Origin of the sequence: Methyloversatilis sp. RAC08 (assembly GCF_001713355.1) — a bacterium.
Lineage (GTDB): Bacteria > Pseudomonadota > Gammaproteobacteria > Burkholderiales > Rhodocyclaceae > Methyloversatilis.
On record NZ_CP016448.1, the window covers coordinates 122,863 to 141,858 of the forward strand.

At 64.0% G+C, this 18,996-nt stretch carries 17 protein-coding genes; 10 read left to right on the plus strand and 7 right to left on the minus strand.

Annotated features, from left to right (window positions below):
* Nucleotides 1-68: 68 nt before the first annotated feature.
* The gene (locus BSY238_RS00605) at nucleotides 69-548 is read right to left on the minus strand and encodes an FKBP-type peptidyl-prolyl cis-trans isomerase (protein ID WP_069037435.1); all 480 of its coding nucleotides are present in this window, start codon (nucleotides 546-548) and stop codon (nucleotides 69-71) included.
* Nucleotides 514-1,029: a peroxiredoxin gene (locus BSY238_RS00610; RefSeq protein ID WP_069040353.1), complete on the minus strand. Its 516-nt coding sequence runs from the start codon at nucleotides 1,027-1,029 to the stop codon at nucleotides 514-516. Before BSY238_RS00610 ends, BSY238_RS00605 begins: the two co-directional genes overlap by 35 nt.
* 131 nt (nucleotides 1,030-1,160) lie before the next feature.
* Between BSY238_RS00610 and BSY238_RS18585 the strand changes: the two genes are divergently transcribed.
* The 6 genes from BSY238_RS18585 (at nucleotide 1,161) to BSY238_RS00640 (ending at nucleotide 6,731) form a co-directional block, all read left to right on the plus strand.
* Nucleotides 1,161-1,943 (plus strand): FxDxF family PEP-CTERM protein, encoded by a 783-nt coding sequence (locus tag BSY238_RS18585; RefSeq protein WP_223300218.1) that lies wholly within the window; start codon nucleotides 1,161-1,163, stop codon nucleotides 1,941-1,943.
* Nucleotides 1,944-2,299: 356 nt separating this feature from the next.
* On the plus strand, nucleotides 2,300-2,908 hold the full coding sequence (gene lexA / locus BSY238_RS00620; RefSeq protein ID WP_069037437.1) for a transcriptional repressor LexA: 609 nt from the start codon (nucleotides 2,300-2,302) through the stop codon (nucleotides 2,906-2,908).
* A gap of 4 nt (nucleotides 2,909-2,912) precedes the next feature.
* On the plus strand, nucleotides 2,913-3,602 hold the full coding sequence (gene imuA, locus BSY238_RS00625; RefSeq protein ID WP_069037438.1) for a translesion DNA synthesis-associated protein ImuA: 690 nt from the start codon (nucleotides 2,913-2,915) through the stop codon (nucleotides 3,600-3,602).
* 202 nt (nucleotides 3,603-3,804) lie between these two features.
* Entirely contained in the window at nucleotides 3,805-5,262 is a 1,458-nt protein-coding gene (locus tag BSY238_RS00630) for a Y-family DNA polymerase (RefSeq protein ID WP_069037439.1), read from the plus strand.
* 39 nt (nucleotides 5,263-5,301) lie between these two features.
* Nucleotides 5,302-5,784 carry an MOSC domain-containing protein gene (locus BSY238_RS00635; RefSeq protein WP_069037440.1) on the plus strand — a complete coding sequence of 161 codons (483 nt, stop codon included), beginning with the start codon at nucleotides 5,302-5,304 and terminating at the stop codon, nucleotides 5,782-5,784.
* A 284-nt stretch (nucleotides 5,785-6,068) separates the two neighbouring features.
* Nucleotides 6,069-6,731, plus strand: a complete 663-nt coding sequence (locus BSY238_RS00640) for a hypothetical protein (RefSeq protein WP_069037441.1) — start codon at nucleotides 6,069-6,071, stop codon at nucleotides 6,729-6,731.
* Nucleotides 6,732-6,753: 22 nt separating this feature from the next.
* Here the strand turns inward: BSY238_RS00640 and BSY238_RS00645 are convergent, their stop codons facing one another.
* Nucleotides 6,754-8,544 carry a GspE/PulE family protein gene (locus BSY238_RS00645; protein ID WP_069040354.1) on the minus strand — a complete coding sequence of 597 codons (1,791 nt, stop codon included), beginning with the start codon at nucleotides 8,542-8,544 and terminating at the stop codon, nucleotides 6,754-6,756.
* Nucleotides 8,545-8,953: 409 nt separating this feature from the next.
* On the opposite strand from BSY238_RS00645, the gene BSY238_RS00650 reads away from it, so the two are divergent.
* The gene (locus BSY238_RS00650) at nucleotides 8,954-9,817 is read left to right on the plus strand and encodes a crotonase/enoyl-CoA hydratase family protein (protein WP_223300219.1); all 864 of its coding nucleotides are present in this window, start codon (nucleotides 8,954-8,956) and stop codon (nucleotides 9,815-9,817) included.
* A 91-nt stretch (nucleotides 9,818-9,908) separates the two neighbouring features.
* On the opposite strand, the gene BSY238_RS00655 is transcribed toward BSY238_RS00650, so the two are convergent.
* Nucleotides 9,909-10,529 (minus strand): redoxin domain-containing protein, encoded by a 621-nt coding sequence (locus BSY238_RS00655; protein WP_223300220.1) that lies wholly within the window; start codon nucleotides 10,527-10,529, stop codon nucleotides 9,909-9,911.
* 21 nt (nucleotides 10,530-10,550) lie between these two features.
* Entirely contained in the window at nucleotides 10,551-12,656 is a 2,106-nt protein-coding gene (locus BSY238_RS00660; RefSeq protein ID WP_069040356.1) for a protein-disulfide reductase DsbD family protein, read from the minus strand.
* 203 nt (nucleotides 12,657-12,859) lie between these two features.
* On the opposite strand from BSY238_RS00660, the gene BSY238_RS00665 reads away from it, so the two are divergent.
* The 3 genes from BSY238_RS00665 to BSY238_RS00675 all read left to right on the plus strand — a co-directional run bounded on the left by BSY238_RS00665 (nucleotide 12,860) and on the right by BSY238_RS00675 (nucleotide 15,925).
* The gene (locus tag BSY238_RS00665; RefSeq protein ID WP_069037443.1) at nucleotides 12,860-13,645 is read left to right on the plus strand and encodes a spondin domain-containing protein; all 786 of its coding nucleotides are present in this window, start codon (nucleotides 12,860-12,862) and stop codon (nucleotides 13,643-13,645) included.
* Nucleotides 13,646-13,733: 88 nt separating this feature from the next.
* Nucleotides 13,734-14,435, plus strand: a complete 702-nt coding sequence (locus tag BSY238_RS00670; protein ID WP_069037444.1) for a response regulator transcription factor — start codon at nucleotides 13,734-13,736, stop codon at nucleotides 14,433-14,435.
* A complete protein-coding gene (locus BSY238_RS00675) occupies nucleotides 14,432-15,925 on the plus strand; it encodes a sensor histidine kinase (protein ID WP_069037445.1) in 1,494 nt (497 codons plus the stop codon). The genes BSY238_RS00670 and BSY238_RS00675 overlap by 4 nt, the downstream gene beginning before the upstream one ends.
* 22 nt (nucleotides 15,926-15,947) lie before the next feature.
* Here the strand turns inward: BSY238_RS00675 and BSY238_RS00680 are convergent, their stop codons facing one another.
* Together BSY238_RS00680 and uvrB are read right to left on the minus strand one after the other, a co-directional pair.
* Nucleotides 15,948-16,811, minus strand: a complete 864-nt coding sequence (locus BSY238_RS00680; RefSeq protein ID WP_069037446.1) for an alpha/beta hydrolase — start codon at nucleotides 16,809-16,811, stop codon at nucleotides 15,948-15,950.
* A 64-nt stretch (nucleotides 16,812-16,875) separates the two neighbouring features.
* Nucleotides 16,876-18,915: an excinuclease ABC subunit UvrB gene (gene uvrB, locus BSY238_RS00685; protein ID WP_069037447.1), complete on the minus strand. Its 2,040-nt coding sequence runs from the start codon at nucleotides 18,913-18,915 to the stop codon at nucleotides 16,876-16,878.
* Nucleotides 18,916-18,996: the final 81 nt, after the last annotated feature.

Genomic DNA, 18,996 nt, shown 5'->3' on the forward strand with positions numbered 1-18,996 from the left:
GAAAGACTGGAACTGTATGACGGAGTCGGGGACGACGGGCCGCGCAACAGCCGCCCGTCGGGAAAGTGTCAGTGCTGGTGACCGTGCTCGCCGTGCACGTGACCGTGCGTCAGCTCTTCGGCAGATGCCTTCCGGATTTCGGCCACGGTGCAGGAGAACACCAGTGCGGTGCCGGCCAGCGGGTGATTGCCATCGATCACGATGCGGTCATCGGTAATGTCGGTGACGGTGTACAGGCCTTCTTCCTCGCCATCCGGACTGACGCGCTCGAACTGCATGCCGACTTCGATGTTTTCCGGGAAATTCGAGCGCGACTCGATCTCCACCAGTTCTTCGTCGTATTCGCCGAATGCATCTTCCGGCTGCAGCTTGACGACCACTTCATAGCCGACAGCCTGGCCTTCGAGCGCTTCTTCGATCGGCTGGAAGATGCCGCCATAACCGCCATGCAGATAGGCGAGCGGCGCAGCACCCGAGTCGACCAGATTTCCGTCCGGATCGGTCACGCTGTACTTAAGAGTGACGACCGAGTCCTTGGTGATGAGCATTCCTGATTCCTTTCGTATGGAGTGCGCGCACGCATTCGAGGATTTCTCCTGCGTGCCCGCGCGGATTCACGCCGTATTGCGCGTAACGTATGACACCTTTCCGGTCGATGATGAAGGTCGAGCGGGTCATGCAGAAACGTGACCTGCCTTCGACCTCGCGTTCGCGCCACGCACCATAGCGCCGGCTGACCTCGGCGTCGACATCGGACAGCAGCCGGAACGCCAGCCCGTGCTTGTCGCGAAATTCTGCATGAGTAAACAACTCATCGCGACTGATCCCCACGACGGTGCAATCGCAGTTCCGGAAATGTTCTTCGAGATCGCTGAATTCGATCGCCTGGGCGGTGCATCCCGGCGTATCGTCCTTGATGTAGAAATAGAGCACAGTCAGATGCCGCGCCATCTGTTCGCGCAGATCGAACAGTTCGAAATCGGCGTCCGGCAGCTCGAACAGCGGAGCAGGTTGTCCTGCATTCAGCATGCACACCTCCCAGCCGCGCACGGCGCGCATAACGGCTCCCGGATGATGCGGCGGATTCTACCAGCGCTGCCCGCCGACAAGACATGAGAGCGCTGTAAGAAAAGCTGACGCTGCTGTGCACAAAAAAGGGCATGAAGCACGGCTCAAGCACCAGGGGATACGAGGGTCTATTCAGGGATAACAAACACAAACTCTTTTATTTCATGAGCTTGGGAAATATTCTCGAACCCTGCCTCTGGATGGATCCAAACGGCACGTTGCTTGCTTATCAACCTTCGGGATCGACCGCCTGTCACCCGAGGCAATCACAGAGAGTCCGGTTTCATGCAGTTGCAATTGAAATTGGTTCAAATGGTTGTGTCAGACAGTCGTTCTTGCAAAAATTTGTTTTGCGATCTGTCACTTTCTTGAAAGGTACGGAAATGAAGAAATCTCTACTGGCAGTAGCCGTAACCGGCCTGTTCGCCGTATCAGGCGCCCAGGCTGCAACAGACTGGGGTGTTCACGCTCCGGTCGAAACCGGTATCGCATCACTGACCGGTTCCTTCTCCGAAATTTTCACTTTTTCGCTGAGCGCCCCCACCACGACGCTCTCGACGATCGCGATATCTTTCGAATCAACGCCCGTCTTCGGTCTGAGTGCCGACAGCATGGTGTGGCTGTACAAGGAAACGGGTGCTGTTGACACGTTCACGGCTGCATACAGCTTTGGCACGTTGTTCACAGCCAATAACCTGCTTGCCGGCGACTACTACTACAAGGTCACCGGTTCGACGACCGGCAGCCTCGGCGGTGTATTCGCCCTGACTTCCACCACCGCTCCCATCACAGTGGTTCCGGAAGCGGACACCTACCTGATGATGCTGGCTGGTCTGGGCATGATCGGTCTGATGGCAAAGCGTCGCATGAGCTGATCGGCTTCAGCCGTTCAACAAGAAAGCACCTTCGGGTGCTTTTTTGTTGCCTGGATGATCCAGGAAAAGTTCGCTGCAATGCAGCACTGTCAGAAACCTCGACGCTCGGATGCATGACCTAAGTCGTAGGGCACAGATCGCCACAAAGAGTTGCAACCATCCAAGTTAAATGAAAATTCATTATTTTTCATACACTTGAAAATACTTCTCTTTTAAAAAAGCCATCTCCTGTGTATCTGCGCGCCAATTTTGACGTGTAACAAATCTCGACAATCCATCTTCCGCAGTGCAAAGCGCTTGCAGGACAGCTGGTAACTGTATAAAAATACAGTCCACGAACATTCCTGTACCGAACCATGGTCTCAAGCGTCCTGACGGCCCGTCAGCAACAGATCCTGCAACTGATACGCGATGCCGTCAGCGAACGCGGCAGCCCGCCCACCCGGGCAGAAATCGCACAGGCCTTCGGCTTCCGCTCCCCCAATGCCGCAGAAAGCCATCTGCGGGCGCTGGCGCGCAAGGGCGTCATCAGTCTGGATGAAGGTCGTGCACGCGGCATCCGGCTGACCGAATCTCCCGGCATCCCGCTGATCGGCCGGGTGGCGGCGGGCAGCCCGATACTGGCCGATGCGCATGTGCAGGGCCGCTACCAGCTCGATCCGGCAATGTTTTCACCCCGCGCCGACTACCTGCTGCGGGTGTGCGGCCAGAGCATGCGCGACGCCGGCATCCTCGATGGCGACCTGCTCGCCATCCACGCCACGAACGAAGCGGTGAATGGCCAGATCATCGTCGCCCGCCTGAGCGAAGAAGTGACCGTGAAGCGTTTGAAACGGCTCGGCTCACGCGTCGAACTGCTGCCAGAAAATCCGGAGTTCCAACCCATCGTGATCGATGCGCAGCGCGATCCGCTGGTGATCGAGGGCGTGGTGGTCGGCCTGATCCGCAACGGCAGTCCGGTCTGACGCGATGAGCACGCAAGCGCTGAATCTCTTCCGGCATCCGTCACTCTGGCGTGCCGGCGACGTGTCACCAGCAGTGCCGAATGGCATCCCGACCGGTCACGCCGCACTGAATGCCGCTCTGCCGGGTCAGGGCTGGCCGGTCGGCGAAATGACCGAATTGCTGACCGACTGCAGCGGCCACGGCGAACTGTCGCTGTTGATGCCTTTGCTGGCCGGAGCCGAAGCAGAGGGCAACTGGCGGGTCTGGGTGGCGCCGCCACATCTGCCCGGCGTGTCTGCGCTGGCGGCAGCCGGCGTAAGGCCCCGGCAATTGATCGTGGTACGGGCAGACACGGCGGGCGAGCGGGTGTGGGCGATCCGCCAGGCATTGCGTTCAGGCGTCTGTTCGGTTGTCGTCGGCTGGCTCGACCGCGTCGACAATGCATTGCTGCGACGGCTGCAGCTGGCGGTACGTGAGGCGGCGATTCCGCTGATCCTGTTCCGTCCGCTGCAGCAGGCACAGCACGCCTCGCCTGCGGCACTGCGGCTGCAGCTGTCGGCCCGCGCAGCCGGCGTGCTGCGCATCGACATCCTGAAACGGCGCGGTGCGCCGGCAAACCAGCCGCTCTACCTGCAGGGAGCAGGTTTCGAAGCGCCGCCGGCCATGGCAGCGATGCGCTGTGCCGCTCCACCCGTGCTGGCGCTGACCGCATGAAGCCACTGACGTCGCAAATCATCCTGAGAACGCCAGCTGATCAGCGTCGTGAGCATGCTTCGCGGGGCGCCCCTCCAGCCGTGCACGCGGCATCGAAGCGTTCGCAGCCGAAGGGTGGCGCTCCGGAATACGACGACAGTGTCGCCGGCGAAAACTTTCAATTCAAAAGCATGGTGAGCGGTCAAATGAGGTTTTCAGGATCATGCGCTGGCTGGCACTCGTCTTTCCCGACTGGCCCATGCAGGCCCTGTTCCGCAACCCTTCGCACACCCGTCCGCTGGCTGTGGCGCACCGGCAGCGCGTGTGCGCGCTGGACGCGATGGCACTGGCACAGGGCGTGCGCCCCGGACAGGGTGTGGCCGACGCACTGGCAATAGCCCCGGACCTGCTCGTAAGAACGAAATCCTCCGAGGCCGAGCGCTCTGCGCTGCGTGAAGCTGCAGGCTGCACACTGCGCTATACGCCGCGGGTGGTGCTGGAAGATGACGGGCTGCTGCTCGACATCGCCGGCAGCATGCGGCTGTTCGGCGGACTGGATGCCCTGCTCCGCCATCTGCGCAGCGATCTGGCTGCGGCAGGCTTTCGGGCGCTGAGCGCCTGCGCCCCCACCCCACGCGCGGCACGCTGGCTGGCGCGCGCCGCGCCTGGTCAGTGCGTGGCAGACGACGATCATGCTCTGGCAGAAGCACTGGCTGCGTTGCCGCTGCGCGCGATGGAAGCCGATGCTTCCCTGCTCGCCCTGCTTGCTGACAGCGGCCTGCGTACCGTGGGCGAAGTGATGAAACTGCCGCGCGACGCCCTGGCGCGACGCGACGCGGCCGGACTGCGTCGTCTGCTTGATCAGGCGCTCGGCCAGCGACCTGACCCGCGGCCGTATTTCGAGGCAGCACCGCAGATCGACAGCCGACTCGAACTGCCGGTACCGCGACACGACAGTGACGTGCTGCTGTTCGCGGCCAATCGGCTGTTCAACGCCTGCTGCACGCAGCTGGCCGCCGTGCATGCCGGCATCGAAAGCTGTCGGCTCGAACTGGAACATGAACACCATCCGCCGACCGTGCTGACGCTGACACTGGGCACGCCGTCACGTGACGCCCATCGCATGGCGCTGCTGACGCGCGAACACCTGGCACGGCTTGCCTTGCCCGAAGCCGTCGGCGCGCTGCGCCTGAAGGCTGCGCACTGGATCGAACTGGCCGGGCGCAGCGAAGACCTGTTCGGTCCGCAGGCCCCCTCGCCCGCCCGGCGGCAGGAAGCCGGCAGGCTGTTGATCGAACACCTGCGGGCCCGACTCGGACCGGACCGGGTGTACGCGCTGTCCGCCTGTGCCGACCACCGGCCGGAACGGTCGCAGCAGCAGGTCGAACCCGGTCCGGGCGCGACCGCCGCTGGACAGGTCGGCAGACGCCCGCTCTGGCTGCTGCCTGAACCCCGGTTGCTGCAGACCGTCCGCGACCAGCCCTGGCGCGCCGGACCGCTTCAACTGGTCAGTGGCCCCGAACGCATCGAATCCGGCTGGTGGGACACCGATGGTGAAGCCAGTCCGGGCGACACGCTGCGCGACTACTTCGTCGCGCTGGGCACCGATCACGCCCGGTTGTGGATCTACCGCGAGCATCTTCCGCCGCACCGCTGGTATCTGCACGGGCTGTTCGCGTGAAGTAGCATCCACCTGATCGATCGATATCCGCGAGCGCACATGAATACCCTGGAAACATTGAAATCCACCTTCGCCCAGCCGGGCTGCGTGACCTGGATCGGGGTGCGGCCGGCGCGCCTGAAGCCGCTGCAGCCGGTCGAATCGGTACAGGCCATAGAAGCGCTCGGGCTGGAAGGCGACCACTACGCCAGCCCGGGCGGCAAGCGCCAGGTCACGCTGATACAGGCCGAGCACCTGCAGACGGTAGCCGGCCTGCTCGGCGCGGACACGATCAGCCCTGATCAAGTGCGGCGCAACATCGTGGTCAGCGGCATCAATCTTCTGGCACTCAAGGGCCGACGTTTCCAGTTGGGCGAAGCGCTGCTGGAATACACCGGCACCTGCGACCCCTGCTCGCGCATGGAAAGCAATCTGGGCCGTGGCGGCTACAACGCGATGCGCGGGCATGGCGGCATCACCGCACGGGTGCTGCGCAGCGGTCGCGTCGGCCTGGGTGACGCCGTACTTGCCGGCGACGATTGAACCTGAAGACCCCAATTGACCGCTTGCCATGTTGCTTCGAGCCTCGCGCATCATGAAGATCGGTGCTTTGTGCTCCCTCACACACCCGGTGAGACCGCTTCGACGTCGCGTGCGCGGCCGGCAGGGTGCCATCCTGCCGCGTCCTCGCGGCTTGCCGGACACTCCACCGACCCTGCCCTTCATCCTCCACCACGCGCCGATCAACTGAGGTTTTCAGGTCGAATGCATCCGGCGGCGAACCGAGCAGGCCATAATCCGTTCAACAAAGACAGGGAGACAGCCGGATGGACAGACGACGCATGCTCACGCGCTTGCTGGTGGCCGGCAGCGCCGCCCCACTTGCACTGGACTCGTTGGTGCGCGAGGCCCTGGCCCGCGACGACCGCCCCGGGCTGCGCGGCTTCCGCGGCAACGTGACGATCAATGGTGTGCCGGCGAAATTCGGCATGCCGGTGCATCCGGGCGACACGGTGCGCACCGGCGCGGGGTCGGAAGCCATTTACGTGATAGGCCGCGACGCGTTCATGCAACGTGGTGACTCGCACGTCGCCTTCGGCAGCGGCGTTGCCGCCGACCTGATGCGCGTCATCACCGGCCGCCTGCTGTCGGTGTTCGACCGCGGTCAGCGGCGCATCGCAACCCCGGTTGCCACGATAGGCATCCGGGGTACCGGCTGCTACATCGAAACGGCCGAGGACCAGACCTATTTCTGTCTGTGCTACGGCGAAGCCGTTATCGCGCGCACCGGTAATCCGGACCAGACCGAAACCATCCAGACCCGCCATCACGACAAGCCGATGTGGCTGCGCGACAAGCCGGGTGGCGACATGATGTCGGCCGCCAAGCTGATCAACCACACGGATGCTGAGCTGACCTTGCTCGAAGGGCTGGTCGGCCGCAAGCCTCCCTTCGTCGGTGTCGGCTGGCCACCGGGCGAAGGTTACTGAGCACCGGGGCGCCCACCCGGCTTCAGGCCGGCGGCGCCACCTTCATCACTTCGCCCAGCGTGGTCACGCCTTGGGCAATCTTCAGTGCGCCGGACACGCGCAGCGGGTACATGCCTTCGCGATAAGCCTGTTCGCGCAGCGCGGCAATGTCGGCACTGGCCGAAATCAGGTTCTTGATCTCCGGCGACATCAGCAGGATTTCATAGATGCCGATGCGGCCTGAGTAGCCCGTCATGCGGCATTCGAGGCAGCCGACCGACTGCATGAAACGCTCCGGACGGCTCGCCTTCCATGGCGACACAAGTTCGTTCCAGGCCTGCGGATCGGTTTCCTGCGGCGTGGCCGGCTTGCGGCAGTGCGGACACAGCGTACGTACCAGCCGTTGCGCCATCACGCCGAGCACGGTGGCGTTCAGCAGATAGCTGGGTACGCCCAGATCCATCAGGCGGGTAATCGCCGACGGCGCATCGTTGGTGTGCAGTGTCGACAGCACGAGGTGACCGGTCAGCGCCGCCTGGATCGCCATTTCGGCGGTTTCCAGGTCGCGTATCTCGCCCACCATGATGATGTCCGGGTCCTGCCGCATCAGCGACCGGATGCCGGCCGAGAACGTGACGCCGATGTCGGCCGACACCTGCACCTGATTGAACGACGGTTCGATCATTTCGATCGGGTCTTCGAGCGTGCACACATTGACCTCGGGCGTGGCGAGGTTCTTCAGTGTCGAGTACAGCGTGGTGGTCTTGCCCGAGCCGGTCGGGCCGGTCACCAGCACGATGCCGTTCGGCTGCGTCGTCATGTTCTTCCAGCGCCGCGCGTCCTCGTCGGAAAAGCCCAGATCGCGGAAATCGCGCACCAGCACCTCCGGGTCGAACACCCGCATCACCAGCTTTTCGCCGAAGGCGGTCGGCAGCGTGGACAGACGCAGCTCGATTTCCTGGCCGTCGGGTGCGCGCGTCTTGATCCGCCCGTCCTGCGGCCGACGTTTCTCGACCACGTCCATGCGGCCCAGTATCTTGATGCGTGAGGTCATCGCACCCAGCACCGGCATCGGAATCTGATAGACCTGATGCAGCACGCCATCGATCCGGAAGCGCACGACGCCGAAGTCGCGCCGCGGTTCGATGTGGATGTCGCTGGCGCGCTGCTCGAAAGCGTATTGCCACAGCCAGTCGACGATGGTGACGATGTGCTGGTCATTGGCATCGAGCGGCCGGTTGCTGCGGCCCAGTTCGACCAGCTGTTCGAAGTTCGATGCACCGACCCCGCTGACGTCACCCCGCTTGGCCGCGCCCTTGACCGACTTGGCCAGGCTGTAGAACTCGACCACATAACGGGCGATGTCGTCCGGGTTGGCGATGACGCGCCGGATCGGCCGGCGCAGTATCGGCGCCAGCTCCTTTTCCCACTCGTTCATGAAGGGCTCGGCGGTCGCGATCACCACCTCGCGCGCCGAAGCCTGGACCGGCAGGATGCGGAACCGGTTCGCGTAGGCGCTCGACACCACTTCGGTCACGGCTGCGAAATCAACCTTCAACGGGTCGATGTGGTAGTACTCGTGACCGCTCCAGCCGGCCATCCATTCGGTCAACGCATCCAGATTGAGCGGGCGGTGCGGTGGATGCAGCGAACGCCATTTCTGCTGTGCCAGCACGACGAGCGGATGCTCTCCGCCTCGCCAGTAGCGGCGGTCGTGCATGAAGGTACGCGCCACCGCATCGCCCAGCAGGCCATCGGCCACCATGGCGTCGACAAGCTCCTGCAGGGTCAGTTTGTGTTCGCGCTGCTCGGTGCCGGATGCGGCTGCTGTCATCGATTCCTCCTGTTGCGTCCGACTATAGCCGAGCAGCCGATTGATCCCCGGCAGGTGCAATCAAAATTTCAAGCAAAAAATTCTCGTGTTGTCGTAACATGTGCTTACAGGGTCAGACTCTGTCTGGAATCGTGCACCGGACAGCAGGAATAAAAGGCAAATAAATGCCTCTCCAGTTCGCCTGATTGGCGACGTTTTTCAGCATGCTTTTTTGTCGGCTATTCCGACGGAGGCTGAAATGGATCTGTTGACCCCGTGCAACACGGAGCGCACGTCGTGCGCGCCGTTTGAAGCTTCGATTCCGAACACCGCTGACTCAACTGACACTCATTCTCTGCCTGTCTGCATCGCCAGGGCGGATGCCCCACTGCAGCTGCAAGAAAAACCGCGCGTACATATCGACAATGTCGTGCAGTTCGGTGCCGCTCCGCGCGGACCGCGCCTGCTGTCGACGCCCCTGGTGACTTCGCGCTACGACGCGGATACCCGTGCGCTGTGGATGTATGCGCATCCGGTCGGCCGCCCCTGCTTCACGCCTGAACTGCTGGCGGACGTCGTTGCTCAGCAGCAGGAAGTGGAACTGGCCCCCGGTACGGTGGATTTCTTCCTGAATTGCTCATCCGTTCCTGGCGTCTACAACCTTGGGGGCGACCTCGACCTGTTCCGCCGGCTGGTCGAAGCCGGTGACCAGCAGGCGCTGATGCATTACGCCCAGGCCTGCATCCGCGCCATCAACAACAATGTATCCGGTCTGCATGCCGATGCGGTGTCGATGGCGGTCATTCAGGGGGATGCGCTCGGGGGCGGTTTCGAGGCGGCGCTGTCCTGCCACGTGGTGATTGCCGAGCGCGGCAGCAAGCTCGGCTTTCCGGAAATGATGTTCAACCTGTTCCCGGGCATGGGCGCCTACAGCCTCGTCGCGCGCAAGGCCGGGCCGCGGATCGCCGAGGATCTCATCCTGAACGCCCGCATCATGAGTGCCGAAGAGATGCACGCGCTCGGTCTCGTCGATCACCTGGCCGAGCCCGGCACCGGAGAGCAGGTGGCGCGCAACGTGATGCGCTCGATGAGCTCACAGCTCAAGGGTTTCCGTGCTTTCCAGCGCGCCAAGATGCACGCCTTCATCCGCCTGACCTACCAGGAACTCGAGGACGTGGTGCGCGAATGGGTGCGTGGCGCGATGAAGCTCGACCGGCGCGACCTGCGTACGATGGAGCGGCTGGTCAAGGCACAGAACCGGCTGCACGCCGGGCCGGAAATCGTCAGCGCCTGATGATCTGTCATACCGGGGCACGACGGTGCCCCGGCTGCATTTATTCCAAACGGCATGGGCCTGCGGGCAGAGCGCTTCTGCAAGCGCGCGCTCAGTTCGCGTACTTCACCGAGCAGCCATAGGCGCGTGTCACTGGTTTGGTGACCGGCTTGCCGTCCAGCACCTGATTGATCGCCAGCCGCGCCAGCGGCTCGGCCTTCGGAATGTCGGCCGGATCGGTCGATGCGATGCTGTCGATGCCGCCCATATAGGCCAGCTTGCCATCCGGCGCGATCACATACATGTGCGGCGTGACCTGCGCACCGTAGGCGCGACCGATGACGCCCTTGGGGTCGAGCACGAAATGGGTCGGTGACGCATTTCTGTCCGCCGTCTGCCTGAGCGCCGTTTCGCCGTCGACATGGCCCTGCTCGCCTGGCGCCGAGCTGGCCACGGTAAGCCATACGGCGCCCTTCGTGGTCACGTCGCGCTGCAGCTTCTGCATTTCGCCGCTCTTGTACCACTTGACGACGTACGGGCAGCCGTCGTTCATCCATTCCAGCACCACCGTCTTGCCGGCGAGTCCGGACAGCGTGACGGTCTTGCCGTGGGCATCCACACCCGTAAAGGCAGGCGCAGGTTCGCCGACCTTTGGCGCAGCGAGCGCAGCCGCCGGCAGCAGTGCAACCGCCGCCGACATCAGCAGGCGGGACGTTCGGGAACTGAAGAGCATGGTCATTCCTCCGTGAAAGGATCAGGAACCGATCCGGTCGAGCACGATCTGCTCGGTCAGGATCTGCGGAAGCACCGCCGGCGGTGCGCCATCCGGCGGGAAATAGACATAGAGCGGCACGCCATCGCGGCCATGCTGGCGTAGAAAATCGGTGATCAGCGGATCGCTGCGCGTCCAGTCACCCTTCATGTAGGTGATGCCGCGCGTCGCGAAGGCCTGCTGCACGCCGGTCGTCGACAGCGCCACCTTTTCGTTCATCAGGCAGGTGACGCACCAGGCAGCCGTCATGTTGATGAATACCGGCCTGCCGGCTGCGCGCAGTTCGCTCAGGCGCGCGGGCGCGTACGGTTCCGATCCGGCCACTGCAATGCCAGCCGACGGTCCGGTGCCGGCTGGCTCGGGCGCGCGAGCGATGCCGACTGTGGCAAGCAGTGCCGCCAACAGTGCGCCGGTACGCCAGGCGCCAGCGCTTGAAGCCCCACCCTGCGCAACCCCCAGCAACCACCCCGCCAGCGCCAGCAACAACAGCACGACCAGCGCCATCAGCACGCCATCGGCACCGGATTGCTGGCTCAGCACCCAGACCAGCCACGCGGCCGCTGCATACATCGGGAAGGCCAGCGCCTGCTTCAGGCGGTCCATCCAAGGCCCGGGTCGCGGCATGCGGCGCGCCAGACCCGGCACGAACGCGAGCAGCGCATAGGGCAGTGCCAGACCGACCCCCATCGCGACGAATACCGCGACCGTCTGTGCCGCCGGCGCCGCGAGTGCGAACGCCAGCGCACCGCCCATGAAAGGTGCGGTGCACGGCGTGGCGACGACGACCGCCAGAGCACCGGTGAAAAAACTGCCGGACAGACCCGGTCGTGATGCCAGCGCATCCCCGGCGGACGCGAATCCACTGCCGAAACCGAACACGCCGGACAGATTCAGTCCGATGACGAACAGCAGCCCCGCCATGGCGGTCACGAACACCGGTGACTGGAACTGGAAGCCCCAGCCGGCCTGCAACCCTGCCGTGCGCAGTGCGAGCAGCACGCCGGCCAGCAGCAGGAAAGTGAACACGACACCGGCGCAGTAGGCGAGCGACTGCGCGCGCACCGTGCGCTGCGCATGGCCGCCCAGCTGGGCGAATGACAGGGCCTTGATCGCCAGCACCGGAAACACACAGGGCATCAGGTTGAGCAGCAGGCCGCCCACCAGCGCGAACAGTACGGCCCACGCGAGGCCGAATGCGTCAGATGGTGGCGTCGCCTCCGATGGCGCCGGTGGCGGTGCGCTCCCGCTGGCGAGCACGACAGACGGCGCACGGTCAACAGCCAATCCGGGCGTCGACACCCACAGCGCCCGGGCAACGCCATCGCGGTCGCGCACATGGAGCACGCCGGACAGCGCGCGTGCCGGGTCGAACGCGGCGCCCGGCTTGAATGCGATCGCCGCGCGGCCGTCGGCGACCGTCAGCGTCTGTGGCGCACCATGTTCGACCGGCCCCCACTCTGCCGGCAGGAAGTCAGCGTCGACGATGGCATCGGCGCCCGGGCCGCTCAACGTGAGCACGGCGTCGGCGCTCACCGCCGCCTGCCAGCGGGCCGGCCCCGGTAGCGCGTCGCCTGCCGCATCGAACAACACGGCTTCGGCGCTGCGGATCGATTCGCCCGCCGGCAGCGTCAGCCTGAACACGCCCTCTTCCGGAATGCAGATGTCCTTGCACACCAGCCAGCCGGCTTTCGCAGTGAGCGTCTGCGGGCCTTCAAGGCCAGCCGGCAATGTCACGCTGAAGGGCAGCAGCAACTCACCTTCGTGAATGAAGGTGGTCACCGGCCCGTCGACGTGGCGCTTCGGCGTCGGCCAGCGGATGTCCGACACCGTGCTGCCGGCCGGCGCAAACAGTTCGATGCGCGGCGGCTGTCCGGCATCGCCCGGGTTCATCCAGTAGATGTGCCAGCCTTCGGCCAGGCGCAGATGCAAGGCGAGATCGACCGTATCGCCGGCACGCGCAGCATCCTGTGCCGACACCAACGTGACGGTGGCGCGCGAGCTGACGCCCGCTCCGCTCTCCAGCGCCGATGCAGGCGATTGGACGAGCACGGCGAGCAGAAGCAGCAGACGGATGAAAGTGGCGCGCATGGTCAAGCAAGGGATCGTTTTCAGAGTCGTCGGTTCCTGAAGCGGTGTCCAGCCAAGTGGTGAAAGTCGTCACCGCGGCAGAAAAGCATGCATCCCGTCGCGGTGAAGTTTGTGTGAGGACTCGGTGATACGGGCTGCCTAGCATCCGGGCACCGGTCAGCAGTTCAGTGTCCGGCTCACCTCACATCTCCCGGAGAGTCCTCATGTTTCCTTCTTCATTGCGCAAGTCCCGTATGGCCGCAGCCATGATGCTGCTGGGTCTCACCTCGTCGGCCCAGGCGGCCCTCGTCGATATCACGGTCACCGTCGAAAACCTCGTATCCGCCAACGGCATCAGCTTCGCCCCCCTGCACTTCGGATTCAACAACGGCAGCTTCGACGCCTTCAATCTGGGCAGCGTCGCGACCGAGCCCATCATTTCAGTCGCCGAGGGCGGTGCAGGTGGCGCATGGCAGGCGGCCTTCGCTGCAGCCGACCCGACAGCAACCCGCGGCACGCTGGGCGGCTTGTTGCAGCCAGGTGGCACGAGCAGCGCCACCTTCACCGTTGACAGCTCGCTGAACCGGTTCTTCACGTTCGCGGCAATGGTCGTGCCGAGCAACGATTTCTTCATCGGCAACGATTCGCCGATGCGCTACCAGTTGTTCGACGCAGCAGGCAATCTGGTCGTCAATTCGATCAACCAGACCGCCCGGCAGATCTGGGATGCCGGCTCCGAGGTATTCGACCCCGCCGCGTCGGCGTTTGTCGGCAACAACGACCTGCGCGCGCCGCAAAATTCGGTGGTTGCGTTCAATTTCGCCGAACTCGCTGCCTACAACGGCCTCACGACTGCGACTGGCTATACGCTCGACAGCACACTCGCGGCCGACACCAACGTCTATCGCATTTCGTTTGCGGTGGCGCCGGTCCCGGAGCCGGAAACCTACGCCATGATGCTGGCAGGCCTGGTCATGATCGGCAGCATCGCGCGCCGGCGACTGGGCTGAACGCTGTCGACAAGCTTCACGCCGGCGTGAAGTCAGTCGCCGGCAGACCTGCTAGTCTCGATTTTTCAGCCTGCCGGGCGCCAGACCGATGAACGAGCATGTTTTGCTTGTCGAGGACGACAATGCCATCGCGGGTACCCTGCGTCTCCATCTGGAAGGCGCAGGGTACCGCCTGCACCGCGAATCGGACGGCCTGCAGGCCATCGCCGCCATCGATCGCCGTCGCTGGGATCTCGTGCTGCTCGACCTGATGTTGCCGGGTGCGGATGGCTGGGATGTCTGTCGCCACCTCAAGGCACGGCATGCCGATATTCCGGTCATCATGCTGAGCGCCCGTTCGGCGGAGGCTCACCGCGTGCTCGGACTCGAACTCGGTGCCGACGACTACCTCGCCAAACCGTTCTCCATGCTCGAACTGGTGGCGCGCATTCGCGCACTGCTGCGCCGCGTCGAGCAGCTACGCAGCGCACCGTCGGTCTCCGTTGACCTGCGCTTCGGATCGTTTCGACTCGACACGCAGCGACGCGAACTGGCGCGCGATGACGTGCCGATCCCGCTCACCCTGCGCGAATTCGATCTGCTGCACTTTCTGGCACGGCATCCCGGACAGGCTTTCAGTCGCGGCAGTCTGTTGCAGCGCGTCTGGGGACCCGGCTTCGATGGTTATGAACACACGGTCAATTCGCACATCAACCGCTTGCGCAACAAGATCGAGGACGACCCGAGAAATCCGCAGCGCATCGTGACGGTCTGGGGCGTGGGCTATCGATTCGAGGACACCGTGCCGTGATCCGTTCGCCCTCCTTCGCGACACGTCTCATTGTCACCATGGCGGTGCTGCTGCTCGCCTATGGCGCATTTGTCGGCCTGCTCGGACGACATGTCGCGGCACAACACGAAAAGGAGTCGCTGCAACGACTGTCGCACGGGCTGGCCCGTCACATCATCGAACACTGGCCGGACATTGCACGGGCTGAGACGGACGCCGCCGACCGGTCGGCCCGCGAAACCCTGCTGTCGATGCTGATGGTCGTCAATCCAGGTGTTCAGGTCTATGTTCTGGACGCCGACGGACGCGTCGCCCACTACATCGGCGAGCCCGGCATGGTGCGGCAGCCGCAGGTCGATCTGGCTCCGGTTCAGCAGTTTCTCGACGGCGCACCCTTGCCGCTGTTCGGCACCGATCCGATGGACGTCGGCGTGTCCCGCATTTTCAGCGTTGCGATGTTTGCACCGCGACCCGGCGACCCCAAGCCGCCCGGTTACCTCTACATCGTGCTCGACGGTCAGGCGCGCACGCTTGTTGCCGGTCAATCCAGCCTGCAGCGCGTCTGGCAGGGCGCAGCGATCGCGGCGACGCTGGGACTGCTGCTCGCGGTCGCGAGCGGGGTGATCGCATTCCATCGGCTGACACGGCCACTGCATCGTATCGCGCACCGCATGCGCAGTTTCGGCAAGGACGAAACCGATGCAGCTGTCGTCGGCGATGTCGTGGCGACACAGGTGGGTGACGAAGTGCAGGCAATCAAGCGCGCTTTCGAGGACATGACCGAAAGGCTGAAGGCACAGGCTGCGCGGGAACAGCAACAAAGCGATTCGCATCGGGAAATGATGGCGGGCGTGGCGCATGATCTGCGCTCTCCCCTTACCGCGCTTCACGGTCTGCTTGAGGCACTTGCCGGACAGCGGTCGTCGTCGCCTGCAACGTTCGATCGCATCCTGTCGACTGCGTTGGCGCAAAGCGACAAGGTGCGCCGGCTTTCGCAACAGCTGTTCGAGCTGTGCGCGTTGCAGTCGAGCGGTCAGGCGCTCAATCGTGAGCGGTTCCGGCTCGACGAACTGGTGACCGACGCCGTGCAGAAATTCGATCTCACCGACAGCGCCCGCCCGCCCGTCATGCTTCAGGGACCGCCGCCCGGCAAACTTGAACTTGACGGAGACCTGCAATTGATCGAACGCGCGTTGTCCAATCTTATCGACAACGCCATGCGCCACGCGCCGGGCACCGAACCGGTTCATGTCAGCCTGAGTCGCAACGGCATGCTGGCGCAGATCGTTGTGGAAGATGCCGGTCCCGGGCTGCCCCAGGATCTGATAGACAGGCTCGACCGCGGACAGTCTTTGCGCGATCCGCCGCTTCAGCGAAAAAGCGGCGGCATCGGCGGACTGGGCCTTGCCATCGCACAGCGTGTGGCGGATCTGCATGGCGGCAGCCTGAAACTGTTGCCGACCCGAAGCGGGGGCACACGCCTGTGCCTGGCGCTGCCCTTGAGCATCTGATGTGGTCTGAACGAGGCGACGCCTACTTCGTCCGTCCGAGAAAAGCAGCTACGTCATCAATGACCGGCGCCAGTCCGCGCAGCGGGCGACCGAAGGCACCGACGAGGGTCAGGTGATTCACCCCGTCGTAGTAGCGCTCATCGACTGCAACGCCTGCACCGCGCAAGGCCTGAGCCAGCCCGCCGGTGTTGCGCTGCGGATTGACCAGATCGTCTTTCCGCGCGGCGATCAGCAGGCTGCGCGGCGCCGCGGCCGACACGTGCCGGAGCGGCTGCGAATCGGCGGGCGCCGGATCTTCGACACCCGGGCGATTGAATACCGGTTTGACGTCCGGATTGACGATGGGCAGGAAATCGTAGGGGCCGGCCAGACCGACCAGTCCGGCCAGCCGATCGGTCCGGCGGCCGAGTTTGCCGAGCCAGCGCGCGTCCAGCGCCAGCATGGCGGCGTTGTAGGCGCCCGCGCTGTGACCGGCCACATGCAGCCGATCGGCATCTGCGCCATGCACCGCGGCGTTGTCCATCGTCCAGGCGACGGCGGCGGCACAGTCGTCGAGAAAGGCCGGATACACCACTTCGGGGTATAGCCGGTAATCCGGAATCACCGTGACGATGCCGCGCTCGGCCAGCGCGGCGCCGACGAACAGGTAATCCTCGCGCCGACCGGCATTCCAGCTGCCGCCGTAGAAGAACACGACGACCGGCGCCGGGCCCGAGGTGTCGAGCGGACGATAGACATCCAGCTTCATGCGCCGGTGCGGGCCGTAGGCGATGTCGGCGTCGCGCCGGTGCGCCGATGGCGCCAGCAGATTCAGCAGACCGGTGGCGGAACAGCCGGCGAGCAGCGGCAGGCCAGCCAGCAGGCCAAGCATGGGGCGTCTGTTCATAGGGCGAATACGGTCGGTCGAGTGCGTCTGCTACCCGCGCCGACGGCTGGCGGATGCATCCGCATCAGGCGCCGAAGGCACCGCTGCGCAGCTTGAACAGCCGGTCGCGCGCCGCGGCAGCCTTCTCGAACTCGAGATTCTTCGCGTGTTCGATCATTTCCTTCTCCAGCTTCTTGATCTCGCGCGACAGATCCTTCTCGCTCATGGCCTCGAAGCGGGCGTGCTCCTCGGCCACCTTCAGTTCGCGCGCGACTTCGTCCTGGTCGTACACGCCGTCGATGATGTCCTTGATGCGCTTGACCACCGAGCGCGGCGTGATGCCCTGCGCGAGGTTGTGTGCGATCTGGCGGGTGCGGCGGCGCTCGGTTTCGCCGATGGCGCGCTTCATCGACTCGGTCATCTGGTCGGCATACAGGATGGCGGTGCCATGCAGATGGCGGGCCGCCCGGCCTATGGTCTGGATCAGGCTGCGTTCCGAACGCAGGAAGCCTTCCTTGTCGGCGTCCAGAATCGCCACCAGCGACACCTCGGGAATATCCAGCCCCTCGCGCAGCAGGTTGATGCCGACCAGCACATCGAATTCGCCCAGCCGCAGGTCGCGGATGATCTCCACCCGCTCCACCGTGTCGATGTCCGAATGCAGATAGCGCACGCGGATGCCGTTCTCGGCGAAATAGTCGGTCAGATCTTCGGCCAGCCGCTTGGTCAGCACGGTGACCAGGATGCGTTCCTGCACCGCGACCCGCTTGCGGATTTCGCCCAGCAGGTCATCGACCTGGGTCGTGGCCGGCCGGATTTCTATCATCGGGTCGATCAGCCCGGTCGGCCGCACCAGCTGTTCGACCACCTGTCCCTGGTTCGCCGCCTCGTACGCCGACGGCGTGGCCGACACGAATACGGTCTGCGGCATCAGCTTTTCGAATTCGTCGAACTTCAGCGGTCGGTTGTCGAGCGCAGACGGCAGTCGGAAGCCGAAGTCGACCAGATTGGTCTTGCGCGCCAGGTCACCCTTGAACATGCCGCCGATCTGCGGAATGGTCACGTGCGACTCGTCGATGAACATCAGCGCGTCCGGCGGCAGATAGTCGATCAGCGTCGGCGGCGCGTCGCCCGGCTGGCGGCCAGACATGTGGCGCGAATAGTTTTCGATGCCCTTGCAGAAACCCAGTTCGTTCAGCATTTCGAGGTCGAAGCGGGTGCGCTGCTCGATCCGCTGCGCCTCGACCAGCTTGCCCTGGCTGACGAATTCCTTCGACCGCAGTTCGAGTTCGATCTTGATCGCGTCGATCGCGCGCAGCACGGTGGCGCGCGGTGTCACGTAGTGACTGGACGGATAGACGGTGAAGCGGCCGATCTTCTGCTTCACCTGACCGGTCAGCGGATCGAACAGCGACAGTTCCTCGATCTGATCGTCGAACAGCGACACGCGCAACGCGTTTTCCGCCTGTTCGGCCGGAAAGATGTCGATCACGTCGCCGCGCACCCGGAACACGCCGCGCCGGAAATCCATGTCGTTGCGCTGGTACTGCATCTGCACCAGGCGAGCGATGATGTCGCGCTGATGCAGCGTGCCGCCCTCCCGCAGGTGCAGGATCATCGCGTGGTAATCGACCGGATCGCCGATGCCGTAGATCGCCGATACGGTTGCCACGATCACCACATCGCGCCGCTCGAGCAGACTTTTGGTCGCCGACAGCCGCATCTGCTCGATGTGCTCGTTGATCGCGCTGTCCTTTTCGATGAACAGGTCCTTCGACGGCACATAGGCTTCCGGCTGGTAGTAGTCGTAGTAGCTGACGAAGTACTCGACCGCATTCTCCGGAAAGAACTCGCGGAATTCCGAGTACAGCTGGGCGGCCAGCGTTTTGTTCGGCGCCATGACCAGCGCCGGGCGGCCCAGTTGCGCGATGACATTGGCCATCGTGTAGGTCTTGCCCGATCCGGTCACGCCGAGCAGGGTCTGGAACATCAGGCCATCTTCGATGCCTTCGACCAGCTTGACGATGGCAGTCGGCTGATCGCCAGCGGGCGGAAAGGGCTGATGCAGCCTGTAGGGGCTGTTGTCAAACGTTAACAGCGCGGGTGCGACGGCGATTTCTGACATGTTAGAATTTTGCGTTGCACAAGACGTACTGACAAGGACTGCCGAAGCATCGCACGAGTTCGCATACCTGCAGACAGCACG

Coding starts and splice junctions, on each gene's coding strand:
- BSY238_RS00605 (WP_069037435.1), bottom strand. CDS start 548: ATGCTCATCACCAAGGACTCGGTCGTCACTCTTAAGTACAGCGTGACC.
- BSY238_RS00610 (WP_069040353.1), bottom strand. CDS start 1,029: ATGCTGAATGCAGGACAACCTGCTCCGCTGTTCGAGCTGCCGGACGCC.
- BSY238_RS18585 (WP_223300218.1), top strand. CDS start 1,161: ATGAAGCACGGCTCAAGCACCAGGGGATACGAGGGTCTATTCAGGGAT.
- lexA (WP_069037437.1), top strand. CDS start 2,300: ATGGTCTCAAGCGTCCTGACGGCCCGTCAGCAACAGATCCTGCAACTG.
- imuA (WP_069037438.1), top strand. CDS start 2,913: ATGAGCACGCAAGCGCTGAATCTCTTCCGGCATCCGTCACTCTGGCGT.
- BSY238_RS00630 (WP_069037439.1), top strand. CDS start 3,805: ATGCGCTGGCTGGCACTCGTCTTTCCCGACTGGCCCATGCAGGCCCTG.
- BSY238_RS00635 (WP_069037440.1), top strand. CDS start 5,302: ATGAATACCCTGGAAACATTGAAATCCACCTTCGCCCAGCCGGGCTGC.
- BSY238_RS00640 (WP_069037441.1), top strand. CDS start 6,069: ATGGACAGACGACGCATGCTCACGCGCTTGCTGGTGGCCGGCAGCGCC.
- BSY238_RS00645 (WP_069040354.1), bottom strand. CDS start 8,544: ATGACAGCAGCCGCATCCGGCACCGAGCAGCGCGAACACAAACTGACC.
- BSY238_RS00655 (WP_223300220.1), bottom strand. CDS start 10,529: ATGCTCTTCAGTTCCCGAACGTCCCGCCTGCTGATGTCGGCGGCGGTT.
- BSY238_RS00660 (WP_069040356.1), bottom strand. CDS start 12,656: ATGCGCGCCACTTTCATCCGTCTGCTGCTTCTGCTCGCCGTGCTCGTC.
- BSY238_RS00665 (WP_069037443.1), top strand. CDS start 12,860: ATGTTTCCTTCTTCATTGCGCAAGTCCCGTATGGCCGCAGCCATGATG.
- BSY238_RS00670 (WP_069037444.1), top strand. CDS start 13,734: ATGAACGAGCATGTTTTGCTTGTCGAGGACGACAATGCCATCGCGGGT.
- BSY238_RS00680 (WP_069037446.1), bottom strand. CDS start 16,811: ATGAACAGACGCCCCATGCTTGGCCTGCTGGCTGGCCTGCCGCTGCTC.
- uvrB (WP_069037447.1), bottom strand. CDS start 18,915: ATGTCAGAAATCGCCGTCGCACCCGCGCTGTTAACGTTTGACAACAGC.